15 protein-coding genes are annotated in these 13079 nt (G+C 36.5%); 9 read left to right on the forward strand and 6 right to left on the reverse strand.

Annotated features, from left to right (window positions below):
- Positions 1 to 2: 2 nt before the first annotated feature.
- Positions 3 to 509: a TlpA family protein disulfide reductase gene (locus tag FGL31_RS16215; RefSeq protein WP_232046846.1), complete on the reverse strand. Its 507-nt coding sequence runs from the start codon at positions 507 to 509 to the stop codon at positions 3 to 5.
- Positions 510 to 622: 113 nt separating this feature from the next.
- Positions 623 to 1318: an RluA family pseudouridine synthase gene (locus FGL31_RS16220; RefSeq protein ID WP_394366149.1), complete on the reverse strand. Its 696-nt coding sequence runs from the start codon at positions 1316 to 1318 to the stop codon at positions 623 to 625.
- Positions 1319 to 1484: 166 nt separating this feature from the next.
- Here FGL31_RS16220 and panB point away from each other — a divergent pair, with 166 nt between their 5' ends.
- Positions 1485 to 2300, forward strand: a complete 816-nt coding sequence (gene panB / locus FGL31_RS16225) for a 3-methyl-2-oxobutanoate hydroxymethyltransferase (protein ID WP_138092949.1) — start codon at positions 1485 to 1487, stop codon at positions 2298 to 2300.
- Positions 2301 to 2302: 2 nt separating this feature from the next.
- Positions 2303 to 2905, forward strand: a complete 603-nt coding sequence (locus tag FGL31_RS16230) for a hypothetical protein (protein WP_138092951.1) — start codon at positions 2303 to 2305, stop codon at positions 2903 to 2905.
- On the opposite strand, the gene FGL31_RS16235 is transcribed toward FGL31_RS16230, so the two are convergent.
- Entirely contained in the window at positions 2902 to 4191 is a 1290-nt protein-coding gene (locus FGL31_RS16235) for a Gfo/Idh/MocA family protein (RefSeq protein WP_138092953.1), read from the reverse strand. The two genes, FGL31_RS16230 and FGL31_RS16235, sit on opposite strands and share 4 nt — an antisense overlap.
- A 134-nt stretch (positions 4192 to 4325) precedes the next feature.
- Between FGL31_RS16235 and FGL31_RS26120 the strand changes: the two genes are divergently transcribed.
- From FGL31_RS26120 to FGL31_RS26125, 3 genes are all read left to right on the forward strand, one after another.
- The gene (locus FGL31_RS26120) at positions 4326 to 5771 is read left to right on the forward strand and encodes an HAD-IC family P-type ATPase (RefSeq protein WP_512745613.1); all 1446 of its coding nucleotides are present in this window, start codon (positions 4326 to 4328) and stop codon (positions 5769 to 5771) included.
- Between the two features lie 177 nt (positions 5772 to 5948).
- Positions 5949 to 6191: an HAD family hydrolase gene (locus FGL31_RS28180; RefSeq protein WP_262709143.1), complete on the forward strand. Its 243-nt coding sequence runs from the start codon at positions 5949 to 5951 to the stop codon at positions 6189 to 6191.
- The gene (locus FGL31_RS26125) at positions 6181 to 6990 is read left to right on the forward strand and encodes an HAD-IC family P-type ATPase (protein ID WP_262709144.1); all 810 of its coding nucleotides are present in this window, start codon (positions 6181 to 6183) and stop codon (positions 6988 to 6990) included. Before FGL31_RS28180 ends, FGL31_RS26125 begins: the two co-directional genes overlap by 11 nt.
- Positions 6991 to 7196: 206 nt before the next feature.
- On the opposite strand, the gene FGL31_RS16245 is transcribed toward FGL31_RS26125, so the two are convergent.
- Positions 7197 to 8294, reverse strand: a complete 1098-nt coding sequence (locus tag FGL31_RS16245) for an MFS transporter (RefSeq protein WP_232046847.1) — start codon at positions 8292 to 8294, stop codon at positions 7197 to 7199.
- A 156-nt stretch (positions 8295 to 8450) separates the two neighbouring features.
- Here FGL31_RS16245 and FGL31_RS16250 point away from each other — a divergent pair, with 156 nt between their 5' ends.
- Complete coding sequence (locus tag FGL31_RS16250; RefSeq protein WP_138092955.1) at positions 8451 to 9026, forward strand: Crp/Fnr family transcriptional regulator; 576 nt, start codon at positions 8451 to 8453, stop codon at positions 9024 to 9026.
- Between the two features lie 311 nt (positions 9027 to 9337).
- Positions 9338 to 9931: an outer membrane beta-barrel protein gene (locus FGL31_RS16255; protein WP_138092957.1), complete on the forward strand. Its 594-nt coding sequence runs from the start codon at positions 9338 to 9340 to the stop codon at positions 9929 to 9931.
- A gap of 66 nt (positions 9932 to 9997) precedes the next feature.
- On the opposite strand, the gene FGL31_RS16260 is transcribed toward FGL31_RS16255, so the two are convergent.
- Positions 9998 to 10429 (reverse strand): hypothetical protein, encoded by a 432-nt coding sequence (locus FGL31_RS16260; protein WP_138092959.1) that lies wholly within the window; start codon positions 10427 to 10429, stop codon positions 9998 to 10000.
- Positions 10430 to 10551: 122 nt separating this feature from the next.
- On the reverse strand, positions 10552 to 10965 hold the full coding sequence (locus FGL31_RS16265; RefSeq protein ID WP_138092961.1) for an NUDIX hydrolase: 414 nt from the start codon (positions 10963 to 10965) through the stop codon (positions 10552 to 10554).
- 95 nt (positions 10966 to 11060) lie between these two features.
- Between FGL31_RS16265 and FGL31_RS16270 the strand changes: the two genes are divergently transcribed.
- Together FGL31_RS16270 and FGL31_RS16275 are read left to right on the forward strand one after the other, a co-directional pair.
- On the forward strand, positions 11061 to 11954 hold the full coding sequence (locus tag FGL31_RS16270; RefSeq protein WP_232046848.1) for a murein L,D-transpeptidase: 894 nt from the start codon (positions 11061 to 11063) through the stop codon (positions 11952 to 11954).
- 221 nt (positions 11955 to 12175) lie between these two features.
- Positions 12176 to 12961 (forward strand): murein L,D-transpeptidase catalytic domain family protein, encoded by a 786-nt coding sequence (locus tag FGL31_RS16275; protein ID WP_232046850.1) that lies wholly within the window; start codon positions 12176 to 12178, stop codon positions 12959 to 12961.
- The last annotated feature ends 118 nt before the right edge of the window (positions 12962 to 13079 follow it).

Genomic DNA, 13079 nt, shown 5'->3' on the forward strand with positions numbered 1-13079 from the left:
TTTTATTGATTGATTAGGGAGATTAAGAAATCTTCGAATTCTTTGGTGGAATAATCTGCCATCCCTTTATGGTCAAATGCTAACTGACCTTGTTTGTTCAACACTACGGTCGATGGGATAGAATTGCTCAACCAGGTTGCAGGTATATCACTTTCTGGAAAGTATATTGGCATATTCAATTTTTCTTTTGCCAAGAATTCCTTAGCACCATCTAGGTTATGCTCAATTTCGACTAACATAAAGACCACTTTTTCATTGTCTTTATATTTGTCGTATAATTTTTGGATGGATGGCATTTCTGCTCGACAAGGTCCACACCAAGTCGCCCAAAAATTTATAAACACTACTTTACCTTGCAGGTTATGCGTTTGAACGGTTTTGCCAGTTTCGTCAGATAAGGTCACTGTTTCGGTCATCACCATGGGTGATGCAGATTGTTCGCTGTTGGCAGCTGATGGTGTTGGCGTAGGTTGTTCAGGAACATCTGGTTTAAAAAGTCCAATTTTCATCAGTCCTCTTTGAATCGCGACTCTAGTTGTCGGGGTAATTACGAGGATTGCTAAAACGACTATTAAAACCCATGAAAGGATATTTTTTGTTGAATTCTTTTTTTCAGCCATGATTAGGAGTCAAATTTCTCTAGTTGTTTTAACAAAGTAGCAAAATCTTTCGGATAATCGGCTTCAAAAGCATATTCTTTACCATCCAATGTGAATTTCACTGCTTTTGAATGTAATGCAAATCTTTTCATAATCGGCAGTTCTTCTTGATCTTTTGACAGAGTAAATCCTCTTTTTTTGATCTGTGAAAGGTAAACAGGTTTTCCTCTGTACATGGCATCCCCTACAATTGCAGCGTGCTGTGTAGCCAAATGAATACGTATTTGGTGCATTCTACCTGTAATAGGCTTACATTCCACCAACGTATAATTCTTGAAATATTTTAAACTATTGAAAATGGTCTCTGCGGGTTTACCATTATACCTGTCGATAGTAACATTCTTGTTTCCTTGGTTCAAGATAGGTAGGTCTACAACAAGATTTTCAAATATATGAGTTCCCCCAATAATTGCATGATATGTTTTGTCTACCCTACGTTTTTCAAATTCAATAGATATCAACCTGTAAGTTTCAGGGTTTTTGGCGATCAAAAGTATTCCCGAGGTATCCTTGTCCAATCGATGACAGACCTGCGCATCGGGGAAATAATTTTTTGCCAAACGAAGGATATTGACCTCATCACCACCTCTGGCATCTAAAGACGCTACAAAAGGAGGTTTATTGATAACAATAAGGTTATCATCTTCATGGATGATCAATTCGTTGAATTTTGGAATTTAAATAGATTTTTCTCTTGTTGAGCCATGTCGCAAAAATAAGAATAATTGCTAATTTTCTATAATTCAGTGCAGTTTAAGCAATAGGTTAAGATTCAGGTTGATACTCCTAATAAAATGCCTACTTTTGCAATAAAAGCAATCTAACATGTCAGTAAACAAAGTCATCAAGCGAATTACGACTTCTATTATTCGCGATATGAAAAACAGAGGTGAGAAAATAAGTATGCTAACCTCCTATGATTATTCTACAGCAAGGATTTTAGATGATGCCGGAGTCGATGTACTTTTGGTTGGGGATTCTGCTGCCAATGTCTTTGCGGGCTATGAAACCACTCTTCCGATAACACTTGACCATATGATTTATCATGCTTCGGCAGTTGCTAGAGGTGCCAAACGTGCTATGGTGATTGCAGATTTGCCTTTTGGTGAGTACCAAGGAGCTACCGAAGATGCTTATAAAGCAGCGGTACGAATGATGAAAGAATCTGGTGTCCATGCATTAAAATTAGAGGGCGGAACTGAGATTATCGATAATATTAAAAAAATCGTACAATCAGGCATACCTGTTTGTGGTCACTTGGGATTGACACCACAGTCAATTTATAAGTTTGGCGATTTCGGCGTTCGTGCCAAGGAAGATGCTGAAGCGGCAAAATTAAAAGAAGATGCCCTAGCTTTGCAAGAGGCTGGTTGTTTTGCAATCGTCTTGGAAAAAATCCCGGCGACATTAGCGGAAGAAGTTTCGATGATGTTGGACATCCCTACGATTGGAATTGGCGCTGGAAATAAAACAGACGGACAGGTACTGGTCGTAAATGATATGTTGGGAATAACGCAGGAATTCAAACCGAAATTCTTAAGACAATATCTAAACCTGAATGAAGAAATAAATAATGCTGTAAAGCAATATATTTCTGATGTAAAATCACAAAACTATCCTAACGAATCTGAGCAGTATTAATCATGAACAAAATCTTACTTATTGTAATACTAGTTGGAATATTGATCTATTTCTTGTCCCGAAGAGTGATGATGAAAGGTAAATCTATGTCCATTCAAAAAAGCAATAAGCAAGGTTATTACTTGATAGAAAGCGGCGCCTCAATAATTCAAAAGACTATAAAAAAGACGTTGTTTAGTGTTGGGATCGGTGTGGTATTATTTATCATTACTATTTTTTTAGCGCTGAAGGTTAAAATTATCCTGTTGATGCTTCCGATCAGCCTGTATTTAATGAGTCAATTATTTTTATTGAACAATCAATTAAAATACGCCAAAGATCAACGTATTTGGTTCAATCCGAATACGAATGTGGTCATGATCGAATGGTTGAGTGGGAATACAGTTACCTTTAATATTCTAACTGATGTTCAACAAGTTAAAGCTGTGAAGTCAGTTCAGAAAAACAACCAGATATTATTTGGTTATTATGAGATATCTGTTCATAATAACCAAATTTATGTACCTTTTATTCTAGAAGATAATCCGCTCAACACTCGTTTCTTTAAAACCCTTAAAGAAAACTATCCCGTTGATCCTAAATCATCACTTTTCCCTATGATCTAAATATTCGGGATTTTGTATCCATTGTGATAGCCAGCAGCCAATAATTTATTAGCTTCTGATTCTTTAAATCTCTGTTTTTCCTTTTCCCAATAGATCTTTTTACCTGTTCTATATGCGATATTACCCATTTGGGAAAACTTAGCAATATGGCTACCCACTTCCAATGGAGCATTCAATATATTTGGATTTTTAGTTCTTATTGCTTCCACAAAGTTTTCCATATGTAAATCCAAGCCATTGTCCACCTTTTTTTGATATGGCACAGCTTTCATTCTATCCATCTCAGGAATAACTTCCCAACCATTTCTATCTAGAACCAAGGTACCATTATTACCGATAAAGGCAATACCATGTTCACGATTGTATGGTCCACCTGAGATACTCGTAGCATGCTCCCACTGAATATTAAAGTCATCAAATTCATACACTGTTGTTAGGGTATCTGGGGTATCTCCGGCATCATCTGGATATGCAAATTTACCACCTGCTGCCATAATAGACTTTGGGTCAGACACTTTCATACCCAACAGGGCATAATCCAATAAATGGACTCCCCAATCCGTCATTAATCCTCCTGCATAATCCCAATACCATCTAAAATTGTAATGGAAGCGATTAGGGTTGAATGTTCGAGTCTTTGCTGGTCCTAACCATGCTTTGTAATCCACACCTGCTGGAACTGGACCATCAGGTTCTTTTGGCACCCTCTTTTTCCATCCCAAATAGGCCCATGCCTTTACTAATCTTATTTTTCCCAACTGACCTGAATGCACAAAATCTATGGCATCCTTAAAATGTTTTTGTGATCTCTGCCATTGGCCTACTTGAACAATACTATTGTACTTTTCCTTAGCCTCCAACATTGTATTACATTCGACGATTGAATTCCCAATTGGTTTTTCAACATAGACTGCTTTACCAGCTTTACAGGCGTCAACCAACATTAAGCAATGCCAATGATCAGGAGTTCCTATTATCACGGCATCAACTTCATTGTCAGCCAAGAGGTCTTTATAATTTTTGTAAACTTTGGGATTTTGTCCCAATTCTTTTAAGTTTTTTAATCTATCCTGAATAACAGAATCGTCGATATCACTAATAGCAGTACAGCTAACATTAGATATTTTAAGGATAGAATTAAGGTCTGACCAGCCCATACCCTTGATTCCAATCGCACCGATTCTCAAAGTGGACTGCAGGTTAGTTTTTGCAAATAAGGATGAAAAATGTAAGGCCGGAAAAAATAAAGCAGACTTATAAATAAACTCTCTTCTGGAAATAGTCATTCGTTTTAGGTTTATATAAATGTACGATGTTATTGCAAATTCAGCATAATTTTATAACAATTTATTGAAATTATGTAACAATTCTGAACCCAATACTATCGAATTTTGTATTAATATTAATCGATAGATTTAAGATGAAAGAAAATCACACATATAAAGTTACTGGGATGACCTGCAATGGTTGCCGAACCAATGTTGAGAAGAAACTTAATGAGGTCGCTGGTGTTACCGCATCTGTCAATCTTGAAAAGGGAGAGGCCGAGATAAAATCAGACTCACCTGTTTCAGCTACTGATCTTCAGGACAAATTGGATGAATTAGGTGGTCATTATCAAATTCATGATGATACATCATCCGAAATTAAACCTCATCACGAACACAAGGAAGAAGTTTCTGAAAGTGGACAATACATCTGTCCCATGTTCTGTGAAGGAAAGGATAAGATTTATGATGAGCCAGGTAGATGCCCAATATGTAATATGCATTTGCGCCCAGTTGAAAAGGTAGATTTCAATGCCCCTTCTCATCAGGAACATACACATCATAAACCGGTTCAAAATGAAAATAATGCTGGCAAGTATTATTGTCCTATGATGTGTGAAGGCGATAAGGTTTATGACAAACCTGGATCGTGCCCTGTCTGTGGGATGAATTTGGAAAAAATTCCAGATACTACGCTCAAGGTTGAATATACCTGTCCGATGCATCCAGAAATTGTACAAGATCATCCTGGAAATTGTCCTATTTGCGGAATGGAACTTGTCCCTAACCAAGTTACTGAAGAGGATGACCAACATTACAGGAGTTTGCTTAAAAAATTCTGGATTTCTGTAGCATGTACGGTTCCTGTATTTGTTTTGTCGATGGGCGATATGTTGCCTGGCCAACCCATAAGCCAGGTGATTCCTTACAAAGTAAATGCATGGATTCAGTTGATCTTAACCCTTCCTGTTGTATTTTATACTTGTTGGATGTTTTTCCAAAGGGCATGGACATCTTTCAAAACATGGAATCTAAATATGTTTAGTTTGATTGGGTTGGGTGCAGCAGCAGCTTTTATATTTAGTTTACTTGCTTTCTTTTTCCCACAGATATTCCCAGCAGAACTCAAGGGCCATCATGGCGAGGTTCATCTCTATTTTGAATCGGTAGTTGTTATCTTAACGCTAGTACTTCTAGGGCAAGTCATGGAAGCTAAAGCTCATTCAAAAACAAACTCAGCGATAAAGGAACTCATTAAACTGAGCCCCGCAGAGGCTATCCTTGTTGAAAATGGAAAAGAAAGAAAAATTTCTATTCATGATGTTAAGCTTGGGGATATTCTTAGAGTAAGAGCAGGTGACAAAGTTCCGGTGGATGGAATAGTCACTGAGGGGGATACTTCGATTGATGAAGCAATGATTACGGGAGAACCTATTCCTGTTGAAAAATCAATCGATGATCATGTTATTGGGGGTACCATTAATGGGAACCACGAGATTCTAATAAAAGCTGAACGTATTGGTTCTGAGACTTTATTGGCACAAATTATTCAGTTGGTCAATAATGCGAGCCGTAGCCAACCCCAATTCAAAAATTAACTGACCGTGTTTCGAAGATATTCGTTCCTGCAGTAATTGCCATTGCTGTTTTAACTTTTATTCTTTGGAATATTTCATCAGTTCCCAGCAGTACAGCTTTGGCCTTTTCCAATATGCTTGCCGTATTAATCGTGGCTTGTCCTTGTGCATTGGGATTGGCAACACCTATGTCTGTTTATGGTTGGGATTGGCAAGGGAGCTAAAAATGGGATACTAATCAAAAATTCGGCGGCTCTTGAAAAACTAGAGAAAGCCAATGTACTGGTAGTTGATAAAACTGGAACAATCACTGAAGGAAAACCTTCTGTTTCAGAAGTAGTTTCTGCAAATGATAAATTCGCTGAAAAAGACATCTTACAGATTGCGGCCTCTGTGAATAAGAACAGTACTCATCCACTGGCCCAAGCAAATGACAGATAAAGCTAAAGATGATAATGTTCATCTATTAGATGTTATCCAATTTGAGAATATTTCGGGAAAAGGTGTTAAAGGCAAGATTCATCATATGACAGCAATCTTAGGAACACCACGATTGATGGAAGAACAACAGGTTGAAATCAGTCCAGAAATGAGAAAGAAGATCGAAGAACTACAAAAGAAAGGTAATTCTGTTTCTGTTCTTGCAATCGATGGCAGTATCGCAGGACTTGTGGCTGCATTTGATGCGCTCAAGAAAAGTAGCGTTGAAGTTATAAAAAGATTTATGGATGAAGGAGTGGAAGTTTACATGTTCACGGGAGACAACCAAAACACAGCAGATATCGTAGCAAAAGAAGCTGGTATCAAACATGCTAAAGGTAGTTTGCTTCCTGATGACAAGCTTAAAGGTATCAAAGATCTTCAAGAATCTGGCAAGAAAGTGATCATGGTCGGAGATGGTATCAATGATGCTCCTGCCTTAACCCAAGCTGATGTTGGTATTGCAATGGGTACAGGTACAGACGTTGCAATCCAAAGTTCTGAAATTACTTTAATAAAAGGAGATCTTGTCGGAGTACATAAAGCATTTAAATTGAGTAAAGCAATGCTCAGGAACATCAAACAAAACCTTTTGTTTGCCTTTCTGTACAATGTTATAGGGATCCCAATTGCTGCAGGATTATTATATCCATCATTTGGCATCTTGATGTCACCTATGATTGCAGCAGCAGCCATGAGCTTGAGTTCGGTGTCAGTTATTTTGAATTCGTTGAGGTTGAATACTGTAAAGTTGGATTAATATTAGTGGTTGGTGGAGACACCAACCACGGCGGTAATATTTTAGTGGTTGGTGGAGACACCAATCATGGCGGTAATATTTTAGTGGTTGGTGGGGACACCAACCATGGCGGTAATATTTTAGTGGTTGGTGGGGACACCAACCATGGCTGCAACTACGATGTTTATTGAATGTTCTGGCCGGTGGTTTCATTGGCCAGTCTAATTTTATTTCCCAATAATAAATGTGACCCTATGCCTAATAAAGCGAAGGTCACTCCTACAATACACACCCCAGTCCATCCTGCAACTCCCCAAGCTTGAGCTGCAATCCAGGAGCCAAAGGAGCCTCCTATAAAATATGAAACCATGTAAACTGTATTCAAGCGACTCGTTGCTGTAGTTTTGATTGCAAAGTAATCCGACTGGTTTCATAATATGAGAAGATTGTAATCCCAGATCAATTAGTATAATACCAATCACTAAACCAATATAGGTGTTGCCCATAAAATATATAAAACCCCAACTTAAAAGAAGTATTATAAGTGAAACCGTAATAATTTTATATCGGCTCCATATTTTATTTAATTTGCCGACAAGGACTGCTCCCAGAGCTCCCGCAGCACCAATTAAACCAAATGTACCAGCGATGGAAGGTCCAACTTCAAACGGAGGTTGCTCTAGATGGAACGCAAGCGTTGTAAATACGGCACACATGGATGCAAAGCTTACTGCGCCTCTAAAAGATGCTAATTGTAGGATTGGTTCTGTCGTTGCTAAATGCCAAACAGATTTCATCAAGGAAGCATAATTACCCTGAAAATTCGGTTTCATCTCGGGCAACATCTTATAAATAAATACCCAAGAGACTACCATCATCGTAGCTGCTCCCCAATAAATGCTTCGCCAACCCCAAATATCACCAACAATTCCACCAATAAACCTTGACAATAATATCCCAAGCAACAATCCCGACATCACCATTCCAATATTTTGGGATCTATTTTCAGAATTAGACAAATCTGCCACCATAGGCACAAATAATTGGGGGATAACAGATGTACATCCTATTAAGAAACTGGCCATGGACATCATCCAAAGTTCCTTAGAAATAGCCATCCAGATAAGAGCCAGAAATACGATTACTAAATCTACAAGAATTAACTTCTTACGAAATAGCTTATCCCCAAGAGGGATTATCATCAACAAACCAAAGGCATAGCCCAATTGTGTAAAAACCGTTATTTTACTGACTTCCGCTTCTGTTACTTTGAATTCAGCAGCAATCTCTGCTAACAATGGCTGATTGTAATAGTTGTTTTGCAACGACTACCCCTGATACAATGGTCATTAACCATAAGAGTGCAGATGTAAGTTTGGGGCGCCCGAAGTTTTCCATAAAGTATTTCTGATTGTAAATCTAAAGAATGTGTAAGAAATGAACAATAATAACCTTTATTGGTTTTGTAATAAAACCTTTCTATGGAAAATTTAAGGACAGCAATGGAGGAACTGATCCAAGCAAAAATGCCGGACCAAGATTGGGAATATTTTCAATCCAAACTAATTTTCAAAGAATTTCCGAAAAAGCATCGATTGATTGAAGCAGGTCAAACAGAACGATATTTATCATTTATAATAAAGGGAATTATCCGTTTTTATATTCCCGGGCCCGAACATGACACTACCGTATATATGGCCTTTGATAATTGGTTCACCAGTGTTTATGATTCTTTTGTAACACAAGGGCCCTCCTATTATTCTGCTGAAACTTTACAAGAAACTAGCATGCTCAGGATTTCATATTCAGATTTACAAGATGTGTATAAAAATACTTCAGTAGGAAATTTAATTGGGAGAAGAGCATCTGAAGTATTATTTGTATTAAAAACACAACGTGAGATATCTCTTTTAAAATTAAATGCTGAAGAGAGATACCTTCAATTATTAAAAGAACAACCTCATCTTATCCAAACTATACCGCAAAAATATCTCGCTTCCTATATTGGTATCACCCCCCAAGCTTTGAGTAGAATACGAAAAAGAATCAATGCATGACATACAAAAATATTATGTCAGCATAATTGTTGAAATGTCAGTCATTATTTTGTAATTGGACTGCCAGTATGGCTAAGACTTTTAATTAATATACCCTCAGTTAGCTGTACACAAACTTCAAATTGTTGGTTTATTGTCATCAATATTGCTTTACACTTAATTGACAATCTTATAACTTTCAATCCACCAGATGTTTACACATTTATTTCATAAAAACCATAGATAAATCCATTTATTGACAATATAGTTTGGCATAGGTATTGACTTATTGACCATACATGACAATAAAGTCAAACAAATTAATTAAAATCATGAAAAAATTATTACTTACATTATCTGCAGTAGCAGTTTTAGGATTAGCAGCAAACGCACAAACTGAAAAAGGAAAGTTTATTGTTGGTGGTCAAGTTGGATACCACGGCAGTTCAGTTAAAGATACAGATAACAAAAACAATTCATTAATTATTAATCCTAATGTGGGTTATTTTGTGGCTGATAATATTGCTATCGGTACCGGAATTGGTTACGAATGGTCAAAATATGAACAAGCAAATTATCCTGAAAGTACAGAGTCAGCATTTGTTCTAACTCCATTTGGAAGAATGTATAGCAAAAATGATGGACCTGTTAAATTCTTTGGACAGTTATCTGTTCCAATGGCATGGGGAACTCAAAAAATAGATGATACTAAAACAGCAACAACTGCCAATTACGGAGTTGAACTTGCTCCTGGTATTGCATACTTCCCAACTTCCAATATCGGAGTAGAATTTAAAGTAAGAGGATTATTCTACAATAATTCTTCAGTAACTGAAGAATCAACTGATACAAAAGTTACAACTGATATGTACGGATTAAATGTTAACTCATTAGCGCCAACTGTTGGTGTAACATTCCACTTTTAATAAATAGGTAGTTCAATAATATGAAAGCCTCGTTTTCAAAAAAACGAGGCTTTTTTATTTTCCTATCTATTCTTCTGCAGCGAATTGCCTTCTTTGAAAGAAATAGTAAATAATAATCTCCATCAAAATAATTCCTATTGCTAGGAAAATTAATGTTGTATAAAATCTATTATCAAAAACATTAATATCATATTCAAACCATAAGGCGCTTAACATAGTTATTATGCTAATTAAATAAAATATCCATTGGAGTTTTATCTTTATCCCAAAAAATTTAAAGCTAAGAACTAATCCTGCTGATCTCAAATCTTGATCTTGATTTTTCCATCGCCTTAGGTTCATATTATATCTAATTAACAATTCCATATAAAGTAAGAATTGTAAAATGATAACAATCATTAATGAATTTGGCATTTTAGGTAAAGTAAAATGCAGAAATAACCATAAAATGGAGGCTCCTACCAATAAGCGCAAACCATTCTGAATCCATAGTTTCATAAATCACAAGATTAAATTAAAGTATTGGTTATAATTAAGTTAAGCTCAATTTTAGTTAAAAATAAACTAAATTATTTAAATTAAATAACTATAATATATTTTATTTTAATCTAATAGAAATATTACTCACTCATCAATATTGGTAAAGCAAACTGTTTTAATAGATTTGCTAATTTTACTTCTGTGATCTCCGACTTCTTCACCCATCTCACTTCATTCAACTCAGCTAAAGGTTGAAGATTCTCTAATTTTTCAGAATATTGGCACTTAAAAACATATCCTTTAACCGTTTTACCAACCTCATTTACCGCTTGCGCTTCATGTACTCCGATTAATTGACAATCTACTGCTGTGAAATGTATATTTAATTCTTCATTCAATTCCCTGATTAAACTCTCTATCGGAATTTCATCGACTTCAATCTTCCCTCCTGGCAATTGATAATACAATGATCCCTTTTTCTGAACAGTTAAAAGCTCATTCTGGTCATTTATAATAATACCTACTGCTATAGTTATGTAGTTATTTAGCTTCATTTGACGAATAATAGAAATATTTTGCAAAAATCGGAAATAATGGAATGATTTTTAATATCATTATGGTGATATTGATTAAAACACCAAACTAACGAATGAAACAATACTTTTTCTGGTCCTTACTTATCGCTTTTTTAACTATCGCATCTTGTAAGAACTCGTCAAAAAACATTAGTGAAGCTGAAAAAAGAAAGCAAGATTCCATAGAGAGAGTAAAAAAAGCTCAAGAAGAGGCTGAGAAAGCTGAACGGGAACGTCCAAGGACTGCAGCAGATATCAAACTTGAAAAAGACCTTGCCTACGACAAACATACCTTAGAGGAAACATATCCCTATAAGGATACTACCCGTCAATTCCAGATTGAGAAAATAAAGGAAAGGTTGGCATTTATTGAGAATTTTCAAAGGGCCCCACATAATTATGGAGTTCTTCAAAACTATAAAAATCGCAATGGCGAAGCAGCAGTTGTAGAGCATTTTGTTAGAAATGCTTACAAACGTGTATCAGATACATTGGGAACCGAAAAATATCAATCTGCTCCCTTATATCAAGAAGAGAACAGCGCAAAGCCATCTATATATGGTCGTGATGGATCTCTTGTAAGCTTGGAAAGCTCTGATACTGTGAAGATGGTAAAAGTGAATGGGATTTCATTTGAAGGAACATGGTTTGTACCCAAAAGATATGTTAAAGCAATCGGTGATTCTTTAAAAATCACCCATGTTAACTTTGTAGATGTTACAAACCAAAATATTTTGACAGTAGAAAGAACTGGCGAAAATGAGTGGAAAATTCGCAGTATGAACCCTGCTACTTCCGGTCTACATAAGCCACCACATCAGATGGAAACGCCTGTAGGGATTTTTATGGTTCAAGAGCAGAAACCGAAGATGTTTTATTTTGGGGATGGCACCAAAACGATTGAGGGATTTGCGCCATATGCGTCTAGATTCACCAATGGGGGGCTATATTCATGGTGTTCCGGTTAATAATCCTAAAGGGAAGATTGTTGAGTACTCTTGGTCTTTGGGTACGACCCCAAGGTCACATATGTGTGTCAGAAATGCGTCATCTCACGCTAAATTTGTTTATGATACGTCAAAACCCTTCAAATCCTTGGTCGTAGTTATTGATTAAACGTTATTTAACACTTTGATTGTCATATTTTTCCTAGCTTTGTATTTGTAAACGTAGACTAGGAAAAGTGCTTATGAATAAACTATTGCTTATTTCATTATGGGCTATTGCGACCTCCACCATGACTGGAGACCTAAACAACACTCAGCAAGTTAAAGCCCCAATCGAAATCAAACAAACAGAACAAGAATTAGTAAAAGATCCGGTTAAAGAATTGTATGACGAAATGAAGTTACAAGGGACCATCAAATGGGAAGCCTTCGAGCAAGCTATGCAAGGTTACAACCAATTGAGTCCGAAAAACAGGAACATCATGACGATCATCGACTTTACGCTGCCTTCTACTGACAAAAGAATGTACGTTTTGGATATGAAAGCTAAAAAGCTTTTGTACCATTCCGTAGTATCTCATGGAAGAAATAGTGGTGAGAATTATGCCACTTCTTTTTCTAATAGGAATGGATCATTTCAAAGTTCTTTAGGATTCTATTACGCCTCAGAAACTTACTTTGGCGGAAATGGTTATTCCCTAAGACTTGATGGATTAGAAAAAGGAATCAATGATCAAGCAAGACCAAGAGCTATTGTGGTTCATGGTGCAGATTATTGCAGTACTGACATCATCAAATCAACAGGTAGACTTGGAAGAAGCTACGGCTGCCCTGCCCTACCTCGTGAGTTGGCAAAACCTATCATCAATACTATCAAAGGTGGAAGCCTGATGTTTATCTACGCAGGTAATAAAGAATATCTTGCAAATACCAAGTTCGTTAAGAAATCTCCTTTGATGCCTTCAAATACTCTTATTGCAACACAAGAAGCTGAAGAAACTATTAAAGGAAAGACGGTGTTGAACTAAGGATTAGATGTGAGATTTTAGACATAAGACATAAGACATAAGACATAAGAGTTAGTATATAGGCCAGAGTAAAATCTGGCCTTTTTAATTAATAATCCTTCCTTGGCTGACTCTAATA

Source organism: Sphingobacterium daejeonense, assembly GCF_901472535.1.
Taxonomy (GTDB): Bacteria; Bacteroidota; Bacteroidia; order Sphingobacteriales; family Sphingobacteriaceae; genus Sphingobacterium; species Sphingobacterium daejeonense.

Bases quoted from the DNA above. Each gene is read 5' to 3' on its own strand.
- FGL31_RS26120 (WP_512745613.1), top strand. From the start codon at position 4,326: ATGAAAGAAAATCACACATATAAAGTTACTGGGATGACCTGCAATGGT.
- FGL31_RS16275 (WP_232046850.1), top strand. From the start codon at position 12,176: ATGAATAAACTATTGCTTATTTCATTATGGGCTATTGCGACCTCCACC.
- panB (WP_138092949.1), top strand. From the start codon at position 1,485: ATGTCAGTAAACAAAGTCATCAAGCGAATTACGACTTCTATTATTCGC.
- FGL31_RS16215 (WP_232046846.1), bottom strand. From the start codon at position 509: ATGAAAATTGGACTTTTTAAACCAGATGTTCCTGAACAACCTACGCCA.
- FGL31_RS16230 (WP_138092951.1), top strand. From the start codon at position 2,303: ATGAACAAAATCTTACTTATTGTAATACTAGTTGGAATATTGATCTAT.
- FGL31_RS28180 (WP_262709143.1), top strand. From the start codon at position 5,949: ATGGTTGGGATTGGCAAGGGAGCTAAAAATGGGATACTAATCAAAAAT.
- FGL31_RS16255 (WP_138092957.1), top strand. From the start codon at position 9,338: ATGAAAAAATTATTACTTACATTATCTGCAGTAGCAGTTTTAGGATTA.
- FGL31_RS16235 (WP_138092953.1), bottom strand. From the start codon at position 4,191: ATGACTATTTCCAGAAGAGAGTTTATTTATAAGTCTGCTTTATTTTTT.
- FGL31_RS26125 (WP_262709144.1), top strand. From the start codon at position 6,181: ATGACAGATAAAGCTAAAGATGATAATGTTCATCTATTAGATGTTATC.
- FGL31_RS16250 (WP_138092955.1), top strand. From the start codon at position 8,451: ATGGAAAATTTAAGGACAGCAATGGAGGAACTGATCCAAGCAAAAATG.
- FGL31_RS16265 (WP_138092961.1), bottom strand. From the start codon at position 10,965: ATGAAGCTAAATAACTACATAACTATAGCAGTAGGTATTATTATAAAT.
- FGL31_RS16270 (WP_232046848.1), top strand. From the start codon at position 11,061: ATGAAACAATACTTTTTCTGGTCCTTACTTATCGCTTTTTTAACTATC.
- FGL31_RS16260 (WP_138092959.1), bottom strand. From the start codon at position 10,429: ATGAAACTATGGATTCAGAATGGTTTGCGCTTATTGGTAGGAGCCTCC.